Origin of the sequence: Buttiauxella sp. BIGb0471 (assembly GCF_024807715.1) — a bacterium.
Taxonomy (GTDB): Bacteria; Pseudomonadota; Gammaproteobacteria; order Enterobacterales; family Enterobacteriaceae; genus Buttiauxella; species Buttiauxella agrestis.
Window position 1 is genome coordinate 1279113 of sequence record NZ_JANUEU010000001.1, and the last position, 24592, is coordinate 1303704.

The 24592-nt window shown below is 51.9% G+C and carries 15 protein-coding genes; 6 read left to right on the plus strand and 9 right to left on the minus strand.

All coding sequences use genetic code 11. The features are described 5' to 3' along the window. The first annotated feature begins 152 nt into the window (after window positions 1-152). Entirely contained in the window at window positions 153-2543 is a 2391-nt protein-coding gene (locus tag M2371_RS06000; RefSeq protein ID WP_259267174.1) for a glucose/quinate/shikimate family membrane-bound PQQ-dependent dehydrogenase, read from the plus strand. 46 nt (window positions 2544-2589) lie between these two features. On the opposite strand, the gene M2371_RS06005 is transcribed toward M2371_RS06000, so the two are convergent. Then, a complete protein-coding gene (locus M2371_RS06005; RefSeq protein WP_259267175.1) occupies window positions 2590-4194 on the minus strand; it encodes an ABC transporter substrate-binding protein in 1605 nt (534 codons plus the stop codon). 121 nt (window positions 4195-4315) lie between these two features. On the opposite strand from M2371_RS06005, the gene pepT reads away from it, so the two are divergent. Beyond that, window positions 4316-5545, plus strand: coding sequence for a peptidase T (pepT, locus tag M2371_RS06010; RefSeq protein ID WP_259267176.1), 1230 nt, complete (start codon window positions 4316-4318; stop codon window positions 5543-5545). Window positions 5546-5607: 62 nt separating this feature from the next. On the opposite strand, the gene M2371_RS06015 is transcribed toward pepT, so the two are convergent. Both M2371_RS06015 and hrpA read right to left on the minus strand, forming a co-directional pair. Beyond that, window positions 5608-6372, minus strand: coding sequence for an SDR family oxidoreductase (locus M2371_RS06015; RefSeq protein WP_259267177.1), 765 nt, complete (start codon window positions 6370-6372; stop codon window positions 5608-5610). Window positions 6373-6435: 63 nt separating this feature from the next. Then, entirely contained in the window at window positions 6436-10335 is a 3900-nt protein-coding gene (gene hrpA / locus M2371_RS06020; RefSeq protein WP_259267178.1) for an ATP-dependent RNA helicase HrpA, read from the minus strand. 205 nt (window positions 10336-10540) lie between these two features. Here hrpA and azoR point away from each other — a divergent pair, with 205 nt between their 5' ends. Beyond that, window positions 10541-11146, plus strand: a complete 606-nt coding sequence (gene azoR, locus M2371_RS06025) for an FMN-dependent NADH-azoreductase (protein WP_115628733.1) — start codon at window positions 10541-10543, stop codon at window positions 11144-11146. Between the two features lie 564 nt (window positions 11147-11710). On the opposite strand, the gene M2371_RS06030 is transcribed toward azoR, so the two are convergent. From M2371_RS06030 to M2371_RS06050, 5 genes are all read right to left on the minus strand, one after another. Further along, a complete protein-coding gene (locus tag M2371_RS06030) occupies window positions 11711-13180 on the minus strand; it encodes an aspartate aminotransferase family protein (RefSeq protein WP_259267179.1) in 1470 nt (489 codons plus the stop codon). Window positions 13181-13197: 17 nt separating this feature from the next. Then, window positions 13198-14583 carry a diaminobutyrate--2-oxoglutarate transaminase gene (locus tag M2371_RS06035; RefSeq protein ID WP_259267180.1) on the minus strand — a complete coding sequence of 462 codons (1386 nt, stop codon included), beginning with the start codon at window positions 14581-14583 and terminating at the stop codon, window positions 13198-13200. 346 nt (window positions 14584-14929) lie between these two features. Then, window positions 14930-15256, minus strand: a complete 327-nt coding sequence (locus tag M2371_RS06040; RefSeq protein ID WP_259267281.1) for a YdbL family protein — start codon at window positions 15254-15256, stop codon at window positions 14930-14932. 2 nt (window positions 15257-15258) lie between these two features. Continuing rightward, window positions 15259-15459, minus strand: coding sequence for a YnbE family lipoprotein (locus tag M2371_RS06045; protein WP_259267181.1), 201 nt, complete (start codon window positions 15457-15459; stop codon window positions 15259-15261). Further along, the gene (locus tag M2371_RS06050) at window positions 15456-18098 is read right to left on the minus strand and encodes a YdbH family protein (RefSeq protein WP_259267182.1); all 2643 of its coding nucleotides are present in this window, start codon (window positions 18096-18098) and stop codon (window positions 15456-15458) included. Before M2371_RS06050 ends, M2371_RS06045 begins: the two co-directional genes overlap by 4 nt. A 212-nt stretch (window positions 18099-18310) precedes the next feature. Between M2371_RS06050 and M2371_RS06055 the strand changes: the two genes are divergently transcribed. Both M2371_RS06055 and hslJ read left to right on the plus strand, forming a co-directional pair. Further along, a complete protein-coding gene (locus tag M2371_RS06055) occupies window positions 18311-19300 on the plus strand; it encodes a 2-hydroxyacid dehydrogenase (RefSeq protein WP_259267183.1) in 990 nt (329 codons plus the stop codon). Window positions 19301-20002: 702 nt separating this feature from the next. Next, window positions 20003-20428, plus strand: coding sequence for a heat shock protein HslJ (hslJ, locus tag M2371_RS06060; protein ID WP_034495233.1), 426 nt, complete (start codon window positions 20003-20005; stop codon window positions 20426-20428). A gap of 10 nt (window positions 20429-20438) precedes the next feature. Here hslJ and M2371_RS06065 read toward each other — a convergent pair whose 3' ends face one another. Next, window positions 20439-20705, minus strand: coding sequence for a DUF333 domain-containing protein (locus M2371_RS06065; RefSeq protein WP_034495231.1), 267 nt, complete (start codon window positions 20703-20705; stop codon window positions 20439-20441). Window positions 20706-20991: 286 nt separating this feature from the next. Here M2371_RS06065 and nifJ point away from each other — a divergent pair, with 286 nt between their 5' ends. Then, entirely contained in the window at window positions 20992-24522 is a 3531-nt protein-coding gene (gene nifJ / locus M2371_RS06070; RefSeq protein WP_259267184.1) for a pyruvate:ferredoxin (flavodoxin) oxidoreductase, read from the plus strand. The last annotated feature ends 70 nt before the right edge of the window (window positions 24523-24592 follow it).

Here is a 24592-nt window from a genome sequence, read left to right on the forward strand (position 1 = left end):
ATTACCTATTCGCAATAAATGCGAGATTTCTCATTAACAACTTTGCAATATTATAACGGGGGATTATGATACCCGCACAATTAACCATTTGGTTCGTTACGCGGTTTTTATCATAAAGAAGCAAAAGGAAAATGCTTCGACAGGAGAACGTTATGGCAATTTACACACCCCCACGCGGCCTGGCATTAGGGCTGTTATGGGTTCTCGGCGGGCTAATGGCGCTTATTGGCCTCGCGATAGGTATTGGCGGCGCTTACCTGGTCGCGCTCGGCGGCAGCGGGTATTTCCTGGTGATGGGCATCGTCATGCTTATTTCCGCCGTACTGATTTTGAGAAAGAAAACCTCCGGGCTGGTGCTGTACGGCGCGGCATTTATCGGCTCAATTATTTGGGCAATCAGTGATGCAGGTTGGGATTTCTGGCCGCTATTCTCACGCTTGTTTACGTTTGCTGTGCTGGCATTTCTGGCGGCGATTGCCTGGCCGATTTTGCGTGCAGCCAATAGTCATGCTCCGGTAAAAAAAGCGCCGGCTTATAGTCTCGCCGCACTGCTCGCGATCTGCATGCTGGTGAGCGCAGGCTGGATGTTTGTGCCGCAGGTGCAGGTGACGGCCAACGAAGATGTGCCCGTGAAACCGGTGGCACCAGGTGATGCGCAAAAAGACTGGAAGCACTGGGGCAACACCACTCACGGCGACCGTTTCGCTGCCCTTGATCAAATCAACAAAGGCAACGTTTCAGATTTAAAAGTGGCCTGGACTGCACATACCGGGGATATCCCGCAGAGCAACGGTTCCGGCGCGGAGGATCAGAACACGCCATTGCAGGTTGGCGACACGCTGTTTGTCTGCACGCCGTATAGCAAAGTGCTGGCGCTGGATGTCGATTCTGGCAAAGAAAAATGGCGTTTTGACAGCCACGCCACGGCACCAAACTGGCAGCGTTGCCGGGGTTTAGGCTATTTCGAAGAAACCACTCAGAAAGCCGCGGCAACACTTGCTGATCCCGCACAACCTGTGGCGTGCCCTCGCCGCCTGTTCCTGCCAACCACCGATGCGCGCCTGCTGGCGATTAACGCGGACAACGGCAAGCTGTGCGAAGACTTTGGCGAACACGGTACGGTCGATCTCAAAGCGGGTATGGGCGAAGTGAAACCGGGTTACTACCAGCAAACTTCCACGCCGCTTGTCGCCGGAAATGTGGTGGTGGTCGGTGGACGCGTGGCGGATAACTTCTCCACCGGCGAGCCTCCGGGCGTGGTTCGTGCTTATGACGTGCATACCGGCAAACTGGCATGGGCCTGGGATCCGGGCAATCCGGCTATCACCGGTCTGCCACCTGAAGGGCAAACTTACACGCGCGGCACGCCAAACGTGTGGTCCGCGATGTCATATGACGCGAAGCTGGGGCTGATTTATTTGCCGACCGGTAACGCGACGCCTGATTTCTTCGGCGGCACGCGTACTGCGCAAGACGACAAATACAGCTCGTCAATTGTCGCGGTAGATGCAGCAAGCGGCCAGGTGCGCTGGCATTTCCAGACCACTCACCACGATTTGTGGGACTTCGATTTACCGTCACAGCCGCTGCTTTATGACCTGCCAGATGGTAAAGGCAGCACCACGCCGGTGATCGTGCAGACATCCAAACAAGGCATGATTTTCATGCTCAACCGCGAAACGGGTGAACCGGTCGCGAAAGTGGAAGAACGCCCGGTTCCACAAGGCAACATTGAAGGCGAGCGCTATTCAAAAACCCAGCCGTACTCAGTCGGGATGCCAATGATTGGCAATGAAACACTGAAAGAGTCGGATATGTGGGGTGCGACGCCGATCGATTTGCTGATTTGCCGTATCGAGTTCAAAGGCATGCGTCACGAAGGTGTTTACACGCCACCAGGCCTGGATCGCTCGCTGCAATATCCAGGATCGCTGGGCGGCATGAACTGGGGCAGCGTTTCCGTTGACCCGAACAACAGCCTGATGTTTGTTAACGATATGCGTCTGGGTCTGGCGAACTACATGGTGCCACGCGCTAATGTGGCGAAAAACGCCAGTGGCATTGAGATGGGTATTGTTCCGATGGACGGCACGCCGTTTGGGGCAATGCGCGAGCGTTTCCTCTCGCCGCTGGGTATTCCATGCCAGAAGCCGCCGTTTGGGACGATGTCAGCCATCGACCTGAAATCCGGGAAAGTGGTGTGGCAGGTTCCGGTTGGCACCGTGCAGGACACGGGTCCGCTGGGCATTCGTATGCATCTGCCAATCCCAATCGGCATGCCAACGCTGGGCGCATCGCTTTCAACCCAGTCTGGCCTGCTGTTCTTTGCGGGTACGCAAGATTTCTATCTGCGCGCGTTTGATACCGCAAACGGCAAGGAAATCTGGAAATCTCGCCTGCCAGTGGGCAGCCAGTCCGGCCCAATGACTTATGTGTCACCGAAGACCGGCAAGCAATACATTGTGATTAACGCGGGCGGAGCGCGTCAGTCTCCAGACCGTGGCGATTACATTATTGCTTACGCGTTGCCAGACGCGAAATAAGCCAAAAAAAACGGGTGCTTTTGGCACCCGTTTCTACATTAAGTCATTACTTCACATCCACCTGGTAGAAAATGTGTTTACCAAACGGATCAACTTCATAGCCTGTCACTTCTTTGCGAACCGGCTCGAAAATCGTCGAGTGCGCAATCATCACCGCAGGCATTTGGTCATGCATCATCTGCTGCGCTTCTTTATACAATTCGACACGTTTTTCGTGGTCGCCTGAAGCTCGAGCTTCAAGAATCAGCTTATCAAACGGCTGATAACACCATTTCGCCGAGTTAGAGCCGCCATCAGCTGCACGGCAGGTAAACAGCGGGCCAAAGAAATTATCCGGGTCGCCGGTTGCCGTGGTCCAGCCCATCAGCGCCGCCTGATGCTCACCGTCTTTCACGCGTTTTAAATACTCGCCCCACTCGTAAGTCACCACTTTTGCCGTCACGCCAATTTTGGCCCAGTCGGCCTGGATCATCTCGGCCATGCGTTTAGCATTCGGGTTATACGGACGCTGCACCGGCATCGCCCACAGGTCGATAGTCAGTCCATCAGCAAAGCCCGCCTCTTTAAGCAGCGCTTTGGCTTTTTCCGGGTCGTATTCGTAATCTTTCAGCGACTCGTCAGCACTCCACACACCCGGCGGTAGCAGGTTTTTCGCCGCTGTTCCGGTACCACGGAATACCGCGTCAATAATCGCAGGTTTGTTGATAGCCATGGCCAACGCCTGGCGAACTTTCACATTATCCGTTGGTGCTTTTTGCGTGTTGAAAGACAGGAAACCGGTATTCAGCCCTGCTTTTTGCATCAGATTAATATCGGCGTTTTCTTTCAGGCGCGGGAGATCTGCCGGATTAGGGAATGGCATCACCTGACATTCATTCTTTTCAAGTTTTGCGACGCGTACCGAGGCATCCGGCGTTATCGAGAACACCAGTTTGTCGATTTTTGCTTTGCCCTGCCAGTATTCCGGGAATGCGGTAAACAGAATGCGTGAGTCTTTTTGGTATTGCGCCAGGCGGAACGGCCCTGTGCCGATCGGGTCCATATCCACGCGTTCCGGCGTACCGGCTTTTAACATGTTATCGGCATACTCAGCCGAAAGAATAGACGCGAAATACCAGCCGAGATCGGCAATAAATGGCGCTTCGGGGTGAGTCAGGGTGAAGCGCACCGTATTATCATCGACCTTATCAATAGCGGTGATTAATTTACCGAATTCTAAACTTTCGAAATTGGAATAGTTTCCGTTGGAAACATTATGATAGGGATGCTTTGGATCTTTCTGACGCATAAATGAGAAAATGACATCGTCAGCGTTGAAATCGCGCGTCGGCTTAAAATATTTGTTGCTCTGGAATTTCACCCCTTTGCGTAAGTGGAAGGTATAAACCTTACCGTCTTCGCTGACATCCCAGCTTTCTGCCAGGCCTGGCTGTAACTCAGTGGTGCCCACTTTAAAATCCACCAGTCGGTTATAAACTGGCACTGCGCTGGCATCAACACTGGTGCCCGAGGTATATAACTGCGGGTTAAAGTTTTCCGGCGATCCTTCAGAACAATAAACCAGAGTTTTTGCCGAAACAGTGGAACTGACTGTTACCGCCGCTATTATCAATGCAAGCTTTGTGGCTTTTCTTGTGATGTGAATGTTCATATTTGCCCTATTATTTATAATTTTCCTGACCCAGAAAGAATAACGCTTGTACTCAACAACGTAATACATAACATTAAATATCGATTGCAAACAAACGAATATATTCAATAAAGGAATAACAATGTCATCGCCACTTGCAGACCAATTAACACAACGCTTCTTCCGCTATCTGGCGATTACCAGCCAAAGTCAGGCTGGCGCTGCCACATTGCCAAGCACGCCCGGCCAACATGAAATGGCAAAATTACTGGCGCAAGAGTTGCGTGAATTCGGTCTGGATGATGTGGTTATCGACGAACACGCCACCGTTACCGCCGTCAAAAAAGGCAATATTCCCGGTGCGCCGCGCGTTGGGTTTATCACGCATATTGATACGGTTGATGTGGGGCTTTCACCGGATATTCACCCCCAGGTCCTGCGCTTTACCGGCGATGATTTGTGTCTTAACTCAGAGAAAGATATCTGGCTGCGTACCGCTGAACACCCGGAAATCCTGGCTTACCCGAACGAAGAGATCATTTTCAGCGATGGCACCAGCGTGCTGGGTGCGGATAATAAATCTGCCGTCACGGTGGTGATGACGTTGCTGGAAAACCTGACGGATGAAATGAGGCATGGCGATATTGTGGTCGCATTTGTCCCGGATGAAGAGATAGGTTTATGCGGTGCAAAAGCGCTGGATCTGGCCCGTTTTGCCGTTGATTTTGCCTGGACCATCGACTGCTGTGAATTAGGGGAAGTGGTGTATGAAAACTTCAACGCCGCTCATGCTGAAATCCGTTTTACCGGCGTCACCGCGCACCCGATGTCCGCCAAAGGTGTATTAGTGAACCCGCTGCTGATGGCGCATGATTTCATCAGCCATTTCGACCGCCAGCAAACACCAGAGAATACCGAAGGCCGCGAAGGTTATATTTGGTTTAACGGCATGAACACCACACAAAACGACGCAATACTGAAAGCCAATATTCGTGATTTTGACACGCAGAATTTTGAAGCGCGTAAACAGCAATTACGCGATGTCGCAGAAAAAATTGCCGCGCAACACCCTACCGCAAAAGTTGAAATTACTATCAGCGACACATACAGCAATATCAGTAATGCCATTAAAGACGACCGTCGCGCTATTGATCTTATTTTCGAGGCCATGAAGGAATTAGATATCGAACCTAAGGTTATTCCTATGCGCGGTGGCACCGATGGTGCGGCACTTTCAGCAAAAGGGTTATTAACGCCGAACTTCTTTACCGGTGCGCATAATTTCCATTCTAAGTTCGAATTTTTGCCGTTGAGAGCATTTGAAGCCTCTTATAACGTGGCGCTGAAACTTTGTCTGTTAGCGGCTAAATAAGTCCGGTCTTTTACATAACGGTGGATGAATCCGCATTCATCCACCCTACAAAAAAATAATGACTATACGCCGTTAATCGACGCCCCTCCGTCCACTAAGGACGCAGTACCCGTCACGAACGACGATTCATCAGACGCCAGCCATAATACGGCGCGCGCGATTTCTTCAGGTTTCCCTACGCGTTTGAGCGCGTGCAACCCGGTAATAAATGCCTGCGATTCCGCCGTATCATTCATATCGCGATACATATCGGTATCTACCGCGCCCGGTAAAACAGAATTGACGCGAATATTCTGCGGGCCAAATTCCGATGCTAACGCCTGCGTCAGCCCAATTAACCCGGCTTTGCTGGCGGCATACGACGCGACTTGCGGGAATGCGAAACTGTAGCCAACGAAAGTTGAAGTGAAGATAACCGAACCACCGCCGTGTTTGAGCATTTCGGCAATTTGATGTTTAGCTCCGAGGAAAGATCCGGTCAGATTGATGGCAACCGCATTGGCAAACCCTTCCGCTGAGACTTCAGTACTCGGGCCGTTTTCACCCAACGTCCCCGCATTGTTAAAGGCAATATCCAGACGCCCCCATGTTTGCACTGCTTTATCCACCAGCGCTTTAGCGTAGGCTTCTTCGCGCACATCGCCCGTGACGGCGACGGCCTCGCCTCCCGCAGCTTCGATTTCATCAACCAGTTGAGCAAGTTCGGCTTCACGCCTGGCACCGACGACCACTTTTGCGCCTTCAGCGGCGAACAGTTTGGCGGTGACATATCCGATGCCAGAACTGGCTCCGGTAACAATGGCAACTTTATCGGCTAATCGTTTCATGAGAGGACCCCAGTGGAGCGGTCAGAATTTGACCGCCCATGGAGTATAGAAGTGGAGCCGGGGTTACGCCGTAATCTGTTCCATCGCCTGCAAAATGCGCTTATCGGAAATCGGATAAGGCGTGCCGAGTTGTTGAGCAAAGAAGCTGACGCGCAACTCTTCAATCATCCAGCGGATTTCCTGTACGTCGTCGTCAACGCGGCGGGCTGGCGGCAGTTTATTCAGCCACTGCTGCCAGGTTTGCTGCACATGTTCCACTTTCAGCATTTGCACCCGGTCACGATGCGGATCGACCGCCATTTTCTCGAGGCGTTTCTCGATGGCATTCAGATAACGCAGCGTATCGCCGAGGCGTTTGTAGCCGTTTCCGGTGACAAAACCGCGATACACAAGGCCGCTCATTTGCGCTTTCACATCCGAAAGCCCCAGCGCCATGGTCATATCTACGCGCCCTTTCAGCCGCTTGTTGATATTGAAAACAGCCGTCAGGATTTGTTCGACCTGCTTGGCAATTTCCACCACGGTTTCGTTAAGTTCTGCGCGAACTTTCTCATGCAGCGCAGCAAAACCCTCTTCGCTCCAGACCGGGCCTCCGGCCTGCGCAATTAGCTTATCGACGCCGCAAGAAATGCAGTCATCAATCAAATCCATCACTTTGCCGTACGGGTTAAAGTACAGGCCGAGTTTGGCTTTGTTCGGCAGCTTTTCATGCAGGTATTTAATCGGCGAGGGAATATTCAGCAGCAGTAAACGGCGCAAACCCCGCCACATAGCCTGTTGCTGTTCGAGCGGATTATCAAACAGCTTGATAGCCACGCTCTCTTTTTCATCCACCAACGCCGGGAATGCCTTCATGCGGTAATTGCCGCGTTTTTGCTCGTAGCTTTCCGGAAGCGAGCCAAAGCTCCAGATGTGCAGCCCGCTTTGTTCGATACCGTCGTCTGCCACCGCCGAGAGGGTTTGCTGAACTTTGTCTTTCAGCCCGCCTTTCAACTCGGTGAGGTCTTTACCCTCTTTGAGCTTTTTATTGTGCTCATCAACGATACGGAACGTCATTTTCAGGTGATCGGGCACCTGATCCCAATGCCAGTCTTCACGGTCAATGGTAATGCCCGACATACGGCGGAATTCGCGCTCTAAACTTTCCAGCAGCGGCAACTCCAGCGGCGTGGCACGGCCTAAAAACGCTTCGGCGTAGTTTGGCGCAGGCACAAAATTGCGGCGTACTGGCTTAGGCAATGACTTGATCAGCGCAATCACCAGTTCGCGGCGCACACCCGGGATCTGCCATTCAAAACCGGCCTCTTCAACCTGGTTTAGCAGCGGCAGCGGAATATGCACGGTGACACCATCGGCATCCGCGCCCGGTTCAAACTGGTAAGTCAGGCGCAGCTTGAGATTGCCCTGATGCCAGAAGTTCGGATAGTCGAGCTTGCTGACCTGTTCCGCGCCCTCTTTGATCAACATGCTCTTTTCGAAATTGAGCAGGTCCGGCGTCTCTTTGCTGGTCTTTTTCCACCAGTTATCAAAGTGGCGAGCAGAAATGACATCGTGCGCAATGCGCTGGTCGTAAAACTCAAACAGCGTGTCGTCGTCCACCAGGATGTCGCGGCGGCGGGACTTGTGCTCAAGTTCTTCAATTTCATTGCGCAACTTGAGGTTGTCGCGGAAGAACGCATGGCGGGTCTGCCAGTCGCCTTCAACTAACGCATGGCGAATAAACAGCTCACGGCAAAGTGCCGGGTCAATCTGGCTGTAGTTCACGCTGCGGGCGGCAACTATCGGCAAACCGTACAACGTGACTTTTTCTGTCGCCATGACCGCGCCCTGCGATTTCTCCCAGTGCGGTTCGCTGTATGAGCGTTTGAGTAAGTGCTGCGCCAGCGGCTCTACCCATTCCGGGTCGATGCGGGCGGCAATGCGCCCCCACAGGCGGCTGGTTTCCACCAGTTCGGCGACCATCGTCCATTTAGGCGGTTTTTTGAATAAACCGGAGCCTGGGAAGATGGAGAAACGGGCGTTACGCGCCCCGGTGTATTCCTGTTTATCGGCATCTTTCTGGCCGATATGGGAAAGCAAACCGGTCAGTAATGCGCAATGGACGGAGCGGAAATCCGCTGGTTCGCTGTTAATCGGCAAACCAAGTTCTTTCACCACCTGGCGCAATTGGGTGTAGATGTCCTGCCATTCGCGCACACGCAGGTAGTTGAGATAATCGAGCTTGCACTGGCGGCGGAACTGGTTCGACGACAGATCTTTTTGCTGCTCGCCAAGATAATTCCACAGGTTCACAAAGCTAAGGAAATCAGACTCTTTGTCGTGGAAACGACGATGTTTTTCGTCAGACGCCTGCTGTTTGTCCATCGGGCGCTCGCGCGGGTCCTGAATCGACAAACCGGCGGTGATGATCATCACTTCACGCACACAGCCAAATTTCTGCGCTTCCAGCACCATGCGGGCAAGGCGTGGGTCGACCGGCAATTGTGCAAGCTGACGGCCAGAAGACGTTAACTTGTAGACGCTGAGATCGGCCTCGCTGGTAATCGCGCCGAGTTCTTCAAGCAGGCGCACACCGTCCTGAATATTGCGTTTGTCCGGCGCTTCAACGAACGGGAATGCGGCAATATCGCCAAGGCCCAGCGAAGTCATCTGCAAGATAACGGAAGCCAGGTTGGTGCGCAGAATTTCCGGGTCGGTAAATTCCGGGCGCGACAGGAAATCATCTTCGGAATACAGACGAATACAGATCCCGTCGGAGACACGCCCGCAGCGGCCTTTACGCTGGTTTGCCGACGCCTGCGAAACCGGTTCAATCGGCAAGCGCTGCACTTTGGTACGGTAGCTATAACGGCTGATACGCGCCGTACCGGGGTCAATGACGTATTTAATGCCAGGCACGGTGAGCGAGGTTTCAGCCACGTTTGTCGCCAGCACAATGCGACGCCCGACGTGCGACTGGAACACCCGGTTTTGTTCGCTATTCGATAAGCGTGCATACAGCGGCAGCACTTCGGTATGCGGCAGATTCAGCTTGTTTAATGCATCAGCGGTGTCACGGATTTCGCGCTCGCCGCTCATGAAAATCAGAATATCTCCGGCACTTTCGTGGCCTAGCTCATCAACCGCATCAAAAATCGCCTGTAGCTGGTCGCGGTCGGTATCGTCGGCATCTTCAACAATCGGGCGATAACGCACTTCTACCGGGTAAGTACGGCCAGAAACTTCGATAATCGGCGCATTGTTGAAATGGCGCGAGAAGCGTTCAGGGTCGATGGTCGCCGAGGTAATAATGATTTTCAGATCCGGGCGACGCGGCAATAATTCACGCAAATAGCCCAGCAGGAAATCGATGTTCAGACTGCGTTCGTGCGCTTCATCAATGATGATGGTGTCGTACTGCATCAGCAGTCTGTCTTGCTGAATTTCAGCCAGCAGGATGCCGTCGGTCATCAGTTTGACCATGGTGTTTTCACTGACGTGATCGGTGAAACGCACCTTATAGCCAACACAGCCGCCCGGTTCAGTTTGCAACTCTTCGGCAATACGGTTGGCGACGGTTCGCGCCGCCAGACGGCGCGGCTGCGTGTGGCCAATCAGCCCTGTTAACCCGCGCCCCAGTTCCATGCAAATTTTTGGCAACTGCGTGGTTTTACCTGAGCCGGTTTCACCCGCCACGATAACGACCTGGTTATCACGAATGGCGTCGTAAATATCCTGTTTCTTCTGGCTAACAGGCAGGTTTTCAGGGTAAGTGATTTTTGGGCGCGAGGCTGCGCGCAGCAGAACCTTACCGGCTGCCGCTTCGATTTCCTGGGCCAGTGCATCTAACACCGCCTGTTGCGATTCAGGATTTTTCACCTTCTTCGCGCCATGGATACGGCGGGAGAAGCGTTGTCTGTCGCGTAGCATTAAGCCGTCGAGGCGAGAGAATAATGAGGACAGTGAGGGTTTTATGTTTTCCATTGCGTAGTCATCTGGGCAGCGCACTGCCTGGTAAGTCTGTATCGTTAATTGGCGCTAGATTAGCACATCACGCCTTTTGACGCCTTGTTCAATAAAATCGAACATAGAGTTCGATATATTGCGCTATCACTGCAATCGGATTGTGAATAAAGTACTTCACAGAAACGGGCAATTTGTCCGAATGAACACAACAAAGGAATCACCCATGAGCAAAGTATTAGTTCTGAAGTCCAGCATCCTGGCAGGTTACTCTCAGTCAAATCAGCTGTCTGACTATTTCGTTGAACAATGGCGTGAAGAGCATAGCGCAGATGAAATCACCGTGCGTGATTTAGCTGCTAACCCAATCCCGGTATTGGATGGCGAGTTGGTTGGTGCACTGCGTCCAAGCGATGCCCCACTGTCTCCACGTCAGCAAGAAGCGCTGGCGCTGTCTGACGAACTGATTGCTGAGCTGAAAGCTCACGATGTGATTGTGATCAACGCACCAATGTACAACTTCAACATTCCAACACAGTTGAAGAACTATTTCGACCTGGTTGCGCGTGCGGGTGTGACTTTCCGTTACACCGAAAAAGGCCCAGAAGGCCTGATTACCGGTAAACGTGCTGTGGTTCTGACCAGCCGTGGCGGTATTCATAAAGATACCCCAACCGATCTGCTGGTTCCGTATCTGAACATTTTCCTGGGCTTTATCGGGATTACTGATGTGAACTACGTGTTCGCTGAAGGTATTGCTTACGGCCCGGAAGTGGCGACCAAAGCACAGACTGACGCGAAAGCGGCGATTGATAGCATCGTTACTGCTTAATCGTTCGATATTAATTTGTGAAAACGGCAAACGTTATGTTTGCCGTTTTTTTTATAACAACATAAAGATCAATAAGAACGCCGAGACTAAAAAAGAAAGCCCAAACCACTCTGTATAAAGCAATGCAAAAGCGAACAAGCAATTCATCACCCACCAAAGGAAAATGCGCTTGCGCAGTCCATTCCAGTCATATTGTGGGTAACAGAGTCTTAGAATAAAAATAGTTAATGTTGTCAGAATAATCAAAACGTTGTCATCCTTGAAACGCAGGCACAGTCAGTGAATGAACACTGTATAAGCTGATTATGTACGGAATACATTTTAAGCAATATTAACTGTCTGGAAATTGATTTGCAATTAGTGTTAATTGATTCTAATAAATAAAAATAATCACTTTAAATCAATAGCTTGAATTTAATCAGACAGGAATGAATAATTTTAATATATATAATATGAACAATGTATTCATGAAACAAATTGTATCGAGATGAATATTGACGGGGAATAAATCAGAAGTGGAATATAAGAGAGGCGGTTTAAAACCGCCTCTCTTTGGTAACATAATTAGCCGATTAATGGCTGGGCTGTTTTCTCAACCAACGCCAGCAGAAGTTTAATATCTTCCAGCGTTACGGTTGGGTTCAGCAATGTCATTTTCAGACAGGTCACGCCGTTGTGCTCGGTCACACCCACGTTCGCACGGCCAGAATCCAGCAGAGCATCACCGATTTTCTGGTTCAGCAGCGCAATGACTGCGTCATCGCTGCCAGCCAGTTGTTCAGGACGGAAACGGAACAGCACGCTCGCCAGTTGTGGTTTCATCACCAGTTCCAGAGACGGTTGTTCAGTTACGTACTGCGCAACTTGCTGCGCCAGCGTCACACCGTGGTCGATGATCGCGGCATATTGCTTCTGACCTAACGCTTCGAGGCCCATCCACAGTTTCAGTGCATCGAAACGACGAGTGGTCTGCAAAGATTTAGACACCAGATTCGGTACGCCAGCCGCTTCATCGAACTCAGAGTTCAGATAAGCCGCCTGGTAGCGCATCAATTCGTAGTGGCGAGCTTCTTTCAGCAAGAAGGCACCGCAGCTGATGGTCTGGAAGTATTGCTTGTGGAAGTCCAGGGTAATGGAATCCACTAATTCAATACCGTCCAGATAGTCACGGTACTTCTCGGACATCAGCAATGCCCCGCCCCACGCCGCATCAACGTGCACCCAAATCTGGTGCTGCGCCGCAAGGGCTGCGATTTCACGCAGTGGGTCGATAGCGCCCGCATCAGTGGTACCGGCAGTCGCGACAATCGCCAGGATTTGCTCGCCGTTGGCCTGAGCCTGTGCCACTTTCTCGCGCAGATCGTTAATATCCATACGCGCGAACTCGTCAGTTTTCACTAACGTCACGGACTGATAACCAAGGCCCATCAAAGCCATGTTCTTCTGCACGGAGAAGTGCGCATGTTCAGAACACAGGACTTTAATCTTACGCAGATCGCCAACCAGACCATCTTGTTGGATGGAATGACCCTGACGTGCAAAGAACGCGTCACGCGCCAGCATCAGGCCCATCAGGTTGCTCTGAGTGCCGCCGCTGGTGAATACGCCTGCGTCGCCAGCCTGATAACCAACCTGAGCACGCAGCCATTCAATCAGCTTCATCTCGATGATGGTGGCCGACGGGCTTTGGTCCCAGGAGTCCATGCTCTGGTTAGTGGCGTTGATCAGCACTTCTGCCGCCTGGCTGATAACCAGACTTGGGCAATGCAAGTGCGCAACACACTGTGGGTGATGCACTGACAGACTGTCTTTTAAGAAAAACTCAATCGCACGTTCAATAGCGACCTGGTTGCCCAGGCCCTGAGGATTGAAATCCAACTGAATGCGTTCACGCAATTCAGTCACGGATTTACCCTGATACATCTCAGGTTGCTGTAGCCATTGCACAACAGCCGCACTGGTCTGCGCAATGGCCTGCTTGTAGGCTTCAGTGCTTTCGGCTGAGCCTGCCAGAATTGGGTTTAGTTCGGACATCAGGTCACTCACTCCACTCAAACAGGTTTGATGCCAGACGCCAGCAGCGCTTGCTCAAACTTATCGAGGAAAATTGCCAGCTCATCGTTGGTGATAAGCAGGGATGGCAGCAGACGCAGTACGCAACCGTTACGACCACCGCGCTCCAGAATCAGGCCAGCTTTGAAGCAGTTTTTCTGCAACAGTGCGGACAGTTCTGGATCAGACGGGTAGCAACCCATGTGATCTTGCGCTTCGTTTGGTTTAACAATCTCGATACCGATCATTAAGCCCAGACCACGAACCTGGCCGATAACCGGGTAACGTTTTTGCAGGTTAGCCAGTTGGCCTTTCAGCCATTCGCCCTGTGCGGCAACTTTGTCAGCAATCTTGTTTTCAGTCAGATGCTTCAGTGTTGTCAGGCCGGTTGCCATCGCCAGTTGGTTACCACGGAATGTACCGGTGTGGTGACCTGGTGACCATGCATCGAACTCTTTCTTAATGCCCAATACAGCCAGTGGCAAGCCACCGCCCACTGCTTTAGACATAACGATGATGTCTGGCTCAATACCGGCGTGCTCGTAAGCAAACAGTTTACCGGTACGGCAGAAGCCAGCCTGGACTTCATCGATGATCAGCAGAATGCCATGTTCTTTAGTGACTTTACGGATGCGCTGCAACCATTCGGCAGGTGCCGGGTTAACGCCGCCTTCACCCTGAACCGCTTCCAGAATGACAGCTGCAGGTTTGCGCACGCCACTCTCAACGTCGTTGATCAGGTTTTCGAAGTAGTAAGTTAATGCTTTAACGCCAGCTTCGCCGCCAATACCCAGTGGGCAGCGGTACTGATGCGGGTAAGGCATGAACTGGACTTCTGGCATCATGCCGTCAACCGCTTCTTTCGGAGACAGGTTACCTGTTACAGAAAGTGCGCCATGGGTCATGCCATGGTAGCCGCCAGAGAAGCTGATAATGCCTGCACGGCCTGTGACTTTCTTAGCCAGTTTCAGCGCCGCTTCAACCGCATCCGCACCGGATGGGCCAGTGAATTGCAGGCAATACTCTTTACCCTGTCCTGGCAATAAAGAGAGAAGATATTCAGAGAACTGATCTTTCAACGGAGTTGTCAGATCCAAAGTATGTAACGGCAAGCCGCTGGTAATGACGTTTTGGATGCTTTGCAGCACATCAGGGTGATTATGACCAAGGGCAAGCGTACCTGCACCAGCCAGACAATCAAGATATTGATTATTCTCCACATCGGTGATCCAAACGCCGTTTGCCTGAGCGATAGCTAAAGGCAGTTTGCGCGGATAACTCCTGACATTCGATTCAAATTCAGCCTGTCGGGCCAAATAGGTTTCATTGTTACCATTTAATGAATTAGCACCTAAACTATCAATACGGACTTTATCCGTCATCATATCTCTCCCACAACTGCCGATTCGTTAATCAGCCGTTGAATAATTAAATGTAGAAAAACTGACCACTCTGTAAAAAACGCCGTCAATATAGGTTCTTTTCTCTCTCTACTCAATATTTTATTTTATTAATGTCTGTATGTTGTCTTAATGTTTTTATCTTGTACTTATTTTATGAAAATCAGTGCGTTATATAATCAACAGCCGTTAACTCTGCCAAATCATGTTTTAGCAGAGTTAAAGTCTGGAGGTGGGGTTTTTGCAGTGGGATCTTTCTTAGAAGGGTAAACACTTATAAACATTAAGAGATATATTTTGAACAATATAAAGCTCTGTTATAGGCATATTATTATTTACGCATCCACTGCCCATTTATTCCACGGACATACTCACCCGCTTGCGCGCGTGCCACTAACTTCTGCCCCGCCAGCTCCGCAACCTGATTTGCCGAGATGTTATTGCTATCTGCCAGCTTCTGATAATTTTGTGAACGCGCTTCGTTGATACTTTTTACCAGGGCCAGCGTCTCTTTATCTTGTTTAATCGGCGCAATATAACCGCTATAGGTTTCACCTACGCGCCCTTGCTGACGCGCCTCGGTGAGCGTCAACGCCATAACCTGCTGGCTCATCAACAAGCTCGTCAATAAAACAGCCTTGAGGATAGTTTTCATCAGGCTCACTCCTGGCCGAACAAATCACTGCGGTTTTTAAGCAGGGTTTCAACGTCTTTATCTACCTTAATATGAATCTCATGCTCAATTTTCACGTTCATATTAATGGTGATAGGTTCCTTGGGTGCGGCGACTTCAATACGCGGCGTGCATCCAGCAAGGGTGGCAAACTCTAAAATCATGAGCGTGGCGATGACGATTTTCATTGTGTTTCCTCACAAGCTATATCCCGTGTCTGACAACGCACATCCGGCAATTCGGTATGTTGCTCAAGCCAGGTTTGCAAATTATCCCCAAAACGCAAACTGCGCCAAAGCGTAAAGAGGTTTTCCTGATGGCTATAGTTCAGCCGAACCGCATTCCTTTTCCCTTCAACCTGGCTTATGCCCTGCACATTCGCCTGCAAATTTAGCACGCCCAGATTATCTAAATTGATATGGGTCCAGGAATGAGAAATTTCCATATATCGCAACCAGTTAACTGCAACACCTGCGGCAATATTGTTTTCGACAATGGCGTCTGCCATGTCTTTATCCAACCTTAACGTCAACGGCCCAGGGTTGGTTAGCCAGCCATCTTTAATGATCCACTGCGGATGGTTGAGCCACAGGGGTAGCGCCCCGTTAACGCGCCCGGACATGGTAAATTGTTTAGGATTGACCGCCGTCACCAATTCACTCGAAGAGATGTTCTCTAAGCGTAGCAAGGCGGCGTCGTGCTGTGGCAGGCGGAGCTGTTGCACACGAAGTTTTCCACCAAGAATATCGACATTAACATTACTGAGCATCAGCGGCTGCGCTTCGCTCCACGGATACCAGCCTTCAAGATCGGCGGTTATATTGGTGGAGCTGAATTGGTTTTTAACTTCGGCAATGCGCAGCGTGACGGGGCCGTCCGTTCCCAATTGCCACGTGCTATGGCTAAAGCGAAACGGCAGCACAAAATCGACGCCATTAATCTGGTTATCGGGCATCCAGACGCTGCCGTTTTTCACCACGCCATGACCACCGGCTTCAAACCCCTGCCCGGCAGCCGCGGAAAATGCGATCTGCGAATACAGCGTTCCCTCTTTTAAGGTCATCTTCCAGTCGGCGGGGATAAGAGGCTGGAACACGGTCAGGCCCTGTTGCGGCCACCACGCATTGCCTCGCAGGCGCTCGCCATCCCAGCGGCCATTCACGCGCACCGGGCCAATCGCCCCCGCGTGTAAGTCTCCTTTATACTGGAACGAAGTCGGGTCTTCGCCGTTCACGCTGAACGTTAATATTGAAGGTGGGAGCGTGCTGCCGCCGCTAAAAGTAGTTTCTCCGGCATTCAGCGTGAATGTTCCATCAAACGACGGCGCATTTGCGGCGCGTTGCCAGTGCAATGGTTTTTCCAGTTTCAGGCGCGGTTGAGTGACTAACATCGAGCCATACTGAAGTTTATCGAACCCTGTGGAAAGCGAGCTGAGTTCGATGACGCTATCGCGCCATTCACCCTGACCACGCACATCCCACTTCGCCTGCATTGGATTGAACTCGCCATTACCCCAGTATTTCCAGCGCCACAATCCGGCATCGGGTAAAAAGTTGTCCGCTCGCCCATCCAGGTGAAGCACGAAACTTCCCATCTCGTTTTCATGAGCGCGAACAATCGCCTGCAAACGCCCATCCACACCTTGCTGCGAAACACTGACGCCCGCCAGCGGCCAGCGAATTTCATCTACATCAATAGAATCAATAACCCGGCCACGTGAACGTAAAAGCGCGCCAGGGCGGAACAGCAGTTTAGGGTCGGCTATGGCACCGCTAATTTCCCCAGGCAACATCGCGTAAAACACCATCCCATTTTGCTTTGCCTCACCGGTTAACTGTACCGGCAATGCGCTGTTTTCAAGGCTGAGTTTCCCTGGGCCAATATTGAGCACCGCGTTGCCTTTACCAGCGCTGCCCTGAGTGATGACGTTCATCCGACCGCTGATCACCGCGTTTTCCAGCCCCTTCTTCCAGTCATCCACCCGCAGGGCAACCCCACCACGCAACGGGAAACCGGCGTACGGCCAGAACCACTGTCCACCATTCACTTCAAAAATGTTTTCACTGATTGCCCAGGGCAAACTGAGCAGCGCTTCGGCGGAGCCAGGTTTAGACACGATAAAGGTGCCCTCTTCTTCACTCCAGTCCAGCACCAGATCCACCAGTTCAGGCTCCTGCGGAATGCGCAACTTCGTGGATAAATGCCCCTGTTCCGGCACTCCATCAGTCATTAATGGCAGTGTGACGTTTCCCGCTAACTCCAGCGGTTCCATGCCCGCCAATGCCTGAATTTTTAGTTTTTTCAGTTCCAGTATTTGACCGTTCAACTGCGCATCAACATTTATTGATGGCCCATCGTAATGCAGGGATTGTTGCTGGGGAGTCAACGTCAGACGCAAAGCGCCGGAGAACTGTTGAAACGGGGTCACATTGACCCTATCTATAGTTAACAAGCTTTCAGGCAGCAATGATTGCCACTCTTGCAAAGAGCGAGGTGCCGCAGGTGCGGAGGCGTCAGACGGAATTTTACTCAGGCAATCAACGTTCAGATTCAGCGTGTTCAGATGGATGCGCCAGCGTTTTGGGTGACTGAGCGTGGCATCTTTGAGGGTGGCGAGATCACAATCCCCGGCAAGGTAGCGCAGATCGGGCACCAGAATGGCACCCCGGGCAAAACGTGGGCTGGCCTCCATGGCGATTCGCGTCCCTTGCGGCAGCCAAATTCCGGCAAGCGTCGGTAGCCAATGGGCTATAGTCATCAAGAGCGTTAGTGGCAACAGAATGAGTATCAGCACCAGTGCAATAATGGCTTTATATTTACCCTTCATGGGTGGTTAATATCCTGATTCAGCGACAATTTAAGCCGACATATGCAATGATTCTTGCATGATTCGGTCCGGGCGTGAAGGTCGTGTCTGGTTTAAGCGTAGCTAACCTTCAGTTAGCAGCAGAATTATGTCGCTAAAAATAAATTTTAAGATTTGTAAGAATTTTTTAAGCGTGGTAATTTTACACTAATATCATTCTGGAGATAAGTCCCATGAAACTCGCAGTGTATAGCACAAAACAGTACGACAAAAAGTATCTGGAGCAGGTTAACAATGAATATGGCTTCTCTCTTGAATTTTATGACTTCTTGCTGACCGAAAAAACAGCCAAAACTGCTCATGGCTGTGACGGGGTGTGTATCTTCGTTAATGACGATGTTAGCCGCCCGGTTCTCGAAGAGCTTAAAAAGCAAGGTGTGAAGTTTATCGCGCTGCGCTGCGCGGGCTTTAACAACGTCGATCTCGACGCGGCCAAAGAGCTCGGTTTGCCTGTGGTGCGCGTTCCAGCCTATTCACCTGAAGCGGTCGCCGAGCATGCCATCGGTATGATGATGTGCCTGAACCGTCGTATTCACCGCGCTTATCAACGTACCCGTGATGCCAACTTCTCACTCGAAGGGCTGACCGGCTTTACCATGTACGGTAAAACGGCGGGTGTCATTGGTACCGGTAAAATTGGCATCGCAACGCTGCGAATTTTGAAAGGTTTTGGTATGCGTTTGTTGGCATTCGACCCATACCCAAGTGCTGCAGCGCTTGAACTTGGCGTGGAATACGTCGATTTGCCGACGCTGTTCGCGCAGTCAGATGTGATTTCCCTGCACTGCCCGCTGACGCCGGAAAACTACCATTTACTTAACCATGCTGCGTTTGATCAAATGAAAGATGGCGTGATGGTGATCAACACCAGCCGTGGCGGTTTGATTGATTCCCAGGCCGCAATCGACGCGCTGAAAAACCAAAAAATTGGTGCGCTGGGCATGGACGTCTATGAAAACGAACGCGATTTATTCTTCGAGGATAAATCAAATGACGTGATTCAGGATGACGTATTCCGCCGCCTGTCCGCCTGCCACAACGTGCTGTTTACCGGGCACCAGGCGTTCCTGACAGCAGAAGCGTTGACCAGCATTTCCGAGACAACGCTGGAAAACCTGCGTCAGTTAGAGAATGGCGAGCCTTGTGTTAATCAGGTGAACTGATGGGATCTGGATTCCTGCCGGGCAGGAGAAGGTTCCGTTCACTAGACGATTAGTGTTCTCTGTAATCACCGAAACGGTGAACGCGCCAAGGGTGCTACCGCAGCACCCTTCGCAATCCCGGCTCCCGGTCTTTAAATCGCCGCTGCGCGGTAAACCTCCGTTTTTCTTTTCAGTCCCAGGGTCGGTTATGATTCGCTCCCGGCGATCACAACCTCTCGCCGTTCCTGACGGCTCGACCCGGCCTTACAGTCAAAACGGAGGCGATTTATGCCGGACTCAAAGGTCAACGTCAAAAGCTAAGGTCAAAAGCCGAACCGGTTTTGACCTTGTTCCCGGTATAAATTGCCCCAGCGTTACCCATAAGTCAGGGTTGAGCTGCCGGGAGCGGCGAAAGTGAGCGATCGCCGGGAGCGAGTCGCGAACGACCCTGAACGTTGGGGATAAGCTGGGGTTTACCGCGCAGCGGCAATTTAATGGCTGGGCGCCAGGATTATCAAGGAGAGGGAGTTCTCTCCTTGATACGTTCACCGTTCACAGAACAGTCTGGGATCGAATAACGTTCAGGTGAACGGAAAACAGCGAGACTTATCGATCAGAACCTCAGCATCAGGATGGCTTTAAGAATATCCTTATAATAATCAGATATAATTTTGATATAGTCATTTAACTCATTGATGAACTGAATAACTTAGGGAAAAGAAGATGAAAAAATTAGCTTCACTGGCTCTGGCTGCAATGGTACTCGCCGGTTGCGCACAATCGAACGACAAATCCACTGTTACCGCGCAAGATCTGCAACACCATCGTTATGTCCTGCAAAGCGTTGACGGCAAGCCGCTAACGGGCATTGATCGCACGCCGGAACTGAGCTTCGGTGAGAATATGCATGTTTCAGGTGCGATGTGTAACCGCTTTATGGGCCAGGCCACACTTGAAGACGGTACGCTGAAAGCGAAAGGTCTGGGAATGACCATGATGATGTGTGCCGAGCCACAGCTTAACGGGCTTGACCATATGATTAACGATATGCTGACCAGCGGCGCAAAAGTGGATTTAGCCCCGCAACAGCTGACGCTGAAAACCAGCCAGCATACTTTAGTTTATAAACTGGCCGACCTGGTCAACTAGATCTGAACAGCTAGTACGTTCCACATGTTCCGGCGGCAAGCGCGTTTTCACTACAACGTTTGCCGTTGGGCATCGCACACATACCAATAGCCGAACCATCCAGCTGACGAGCAACACTCAGCGTCCCACCAATCATTGCACAACTTGCTTCACCCTGATTCGACATTGCCGCACGCATTCCTGGTGGAACGTGGGCCGCAGTGGCTTGTTGCGGTGGTTCATTACTACATGCCGACAATAATATTGCCGCACAACCGGCTAAAAACGCAGCGCGCATGACTCTACTCCCCCTAAACGTTGCAAAACCTAAGAATCATAAGCGCAGGCGTTAGGTTCCGTCGAGGCCGTAAAGCCATAAAATGTGTGTGATTTTGCAAAGCAGATCACTTTATTGTGCAAAACATCACCAATTACCCTTTTTACAACCTCAATCAAAGCGCAACGCAGGACACAAAAGCGAAAATCACCTTTTGTGTCCTTTGCTAGAATTAAAAGATTATTCTTCGACTCGCGCAAGCATGCGGGTCATTTCAGTTCTTATTGCGCAATGTAAGGGTGTTCTTATGATCACAACCGACGGCAATGGTGCAGTCGCGTCTGTCGCGTTTCGTGCCAGCGAAGTAATTGCCATCTACCCGATAACTCCCAGCTCCACCATGGCAGAACTTGCCGATGCGTGGTCCGGGGACGGGCGCAAAAACGTCTGGGGCGATACGCCTCGCGTGGTAGAAATGCAGTCCGAAGCCGGTGCCATCGCCGCCGTTCACGGCGCTCTGCAAACCGGCGCGCTCTCGACCTCGTTCACTTCATCGCAGGGTTTACTGCTGATGATCCCAACACTCTACAAACTGGCCGGGCAGCTCACGCCGTTTGTATTGCATGTCGCGGCGCGAACGGTTGCGACTCACGCCCTTTCGATTTTCGGCGACCACTCCGATGTGATGGCCATTCGCCAGACGGGCTGCGCCATGTTGTGTGCCAGCAGCGTACAAGAAGCTCAAGACTTCGCGCTGATTTCCCACATTGCGACACTCAAAAGCCGTGTGCCATTTATTCATTTCTTCGATGGTTTCCGCACTTCGCATGAAATCAACAAAATCGTCCCGCTGGCTGACAGCACCCTGCTGGAACTGCTGCCGCAAAAAGAGATTGATGAACACCGCGCTCGGGCACTGAACCCAGAGCATCCTGTGATTCGCGGGACTTCCGCCAACCCGGATACCTATTTCCAGTCTCGCGAAGCCAGCAACCTGTGGTACGACGCGGTTTACCAACACGTTGAGCAGGCGATGGACAGCTTTGCCGCAGCCACTGGCCGCCAGTATCGCCCGTTTGAATACTACGGCCACCCGCAAGCCGAACGCGTGATTATCCTGATGGGTTCCGCCATTGGTACGTGCGAGGAAGTGGTTGATGAACTCCTGACGCGTGGCGAAAAAGTAGGCGTGCTGAAAGTTCGCCTGTTCCGCCCTTTCTCCGCCGACCATTTGCTGGAAGTGTTGCCAGAAAGCGCGCGTCAGATTGCTGTGCTTGACCGCACCAAAGAACCGGGTGCACTCGCAGAACCGCTGTATCTTGATGTGATGACCTCTCTTGCCGAAGCCTTTAACCGTGGTGACCGCGAAACGCTGCCGCGCGTGATTGGCGGGCGTTACGGTCTGTCATCGAAAGAGTTTGGCCCGGATTGCGTGCTGGCGGTGTTCAACGAACTGACACAAGCCAAACCGCGCCCGCGCTTTACCGTCGGTATTTACGACGACGTGACCAATCTTTCTTTGCCGTTGCCAGAAAACACCCTGCCCAACCGCGCCAAACTCGAAGCGCTGTTTTATGGCCTGGGCAGCGATGGCAGCGTGTCAGCAACCAAAAACAACATCAAAATAATTGGTAACTCGACGCCGTTCTATACCCAGGGTTATTTCGTCTATGACTCGAAAAAAGCGGGCGGCCTGACGGTTTCACATCTGCGCGTCAGCGAACAACCGATTAATTCCACTTACCTGATCGATAAAGCTGATTTTGTCGGCTGCCACCAGTTGCAGTTTATCGATAAATATCAAATGGCCGAGCGCCTGAAACCCGGCGGCATTTTCCTGCTCAACACGCCGTATGGCGCGGATGAAGTGTGGCACCGATTGCCGCAAGAAGTTCAGGCGGTGCTGAACCAGAAAAAAGCGCGTTTCTTCGTGGTGAATGCGGCGAAAATCGCCCGTGAATGCCAGTTGGGTGCGCGTATCAACACCGTCATGCAGATGGCGTTTTTCCATCTCACCCACATTCTGCCGGGCGACAGCGCGCTGGCTGAGTTGCAAGGTGCGATTGCCAAAAGCTACAGCAGCAAAGGCCAGGAACTGGTTGAGCGCAACTGGCAGGCGCTGGCGTTAGCGCGTGAATCGCTCGCCGAAGTCACGCTGCAAGAAGTCAACGAAACCAGCCCGATGCGCCCGCCAGTAGTTTCTGATGCCGCGCCAGATTTCGTCAAAACCGTCACCGCCGCCATGCTCGCGGGCCTTGGCGACGCGCTGCCGGTTTCCGCACTGCCGCCTGACGGCACCTGGCCGATGGGCACCACGCAGTGGGAAAAACGCAACATCGCCGAAGAAATTCCCATCTGGAAACCGGACATTTGTACCCAGTGTAACCACTGCGTCGCCGCCTGCCCGCACTCGGCGATTCGTGCCAAAGTTGTGCAGCCAGAAGAGATGGAAAACGCCCCTGCCGCACTGCAATCACTGGATGTGAAATCCCGCGATATGCGCGGTCAGAAATACGTGTTGCAGGTGGCACCGGAAGATTGCACCGGCTGTAATTTGTGCGTCGAAGTGTGCCCGGCGAAAGACCGCCAGAACCCAGAAATCAAGGCCATCAATATGATGTCGCGCCTTGAGCATGTGGAAGAAGAAAAAGAGAATTACGACTTCTTCCTCAGTCTGCCGGAAATGCATCGCACCAGTCTCGAACGCATTGATATTCGTACTTCGCAACTGCTGCAACCGCTGTTCGAATATTCAGGCGCGTGTTCCGGCTGTGGCGAAACGCCGTACATTAAATTGCTGACGCAGCTGTATGGCGACCGTATGTTGATTGCCAACGCCACCGGTTGCTCGTCAATTTATGGCGGTAACTTGCCTTCTACGCCGTACACCACCGATGGCAACGGACGCGGCCCTGCGTGGGCAAACTCACTGTTTGAAGATAACGCCGAATTTGGCCTGGGCTTCCGCTTAACCGTTGACCAGCACCGCGCCCGCGTGATGCGTCTGGTGGATAAATTTGCTGGCCAACTGCCCGCCGAACTTAATGAGCAGCTTCACACCGAAGCCACGCCAGAAGTTCGCCGCGAACAGGTTATCGAACTGCGCAAACATCTGGCAAATATCGACGACCCGGACGCTCGCCAGCTCCTCACCGACGCCGACGCGATGGTTGATAAATCCATCTGGCTGATTGGCGGCGACGGCTGGGCGTATGACATCGGTTTCGGCGGCCTGGATCACGTGTTAAGCCTGACCGAAAACGTTAATATTCTGGTGCTCGATACGCAGTGTTATTCCAACACTGGCGGCCAGGCATCGAAAGCCACACCATTGGGTGCGGTAACTAAATTCGGCGAACACGGCAAGCGTAAAGCGCGTAAAGATCTCGGCGTCAGCATGATGATGTACGGGCATGTTTATGTGGCGCAGATTTCACTTGGCGCACAGCTTAACCAGACGGTGAAAGCCATTCAGGAAGCCGAAGCGTATCCGGGGCCGTCGCTAATTATTGCTTACAGCCCTTGCGAAGAACACGGTTACGACCTCGCACTGAGCCATGACCAGATGCGCCAGCTCACCGCGACCGGTTTCTGGCCGCTATATCGCTTCGACCCGCGCCGTGCCGATGAAGGTAAATTACCGCTGGCGCTGGATTCGCGTCCACCGTCTGATGCACTGGCCGATACGCTAATGAAAGAGCAGCGTTTCCGCCGCCTGAATGCGCAGCAACCGGAAGTCGCCGAGCAACTGTGGAAAGACGCCGCCGTCGATTTGCAAAAACGCTATGATTTCCTGGCGCAAATGGCCGGGAAAGCGGAAAAAGCGGATAGCGAGTAACCGCTAAACGTCACGCTCATCAGTCATCTGGTGAGCGTGACGCTTCTTTCAGATAAACTTCAAAATACTA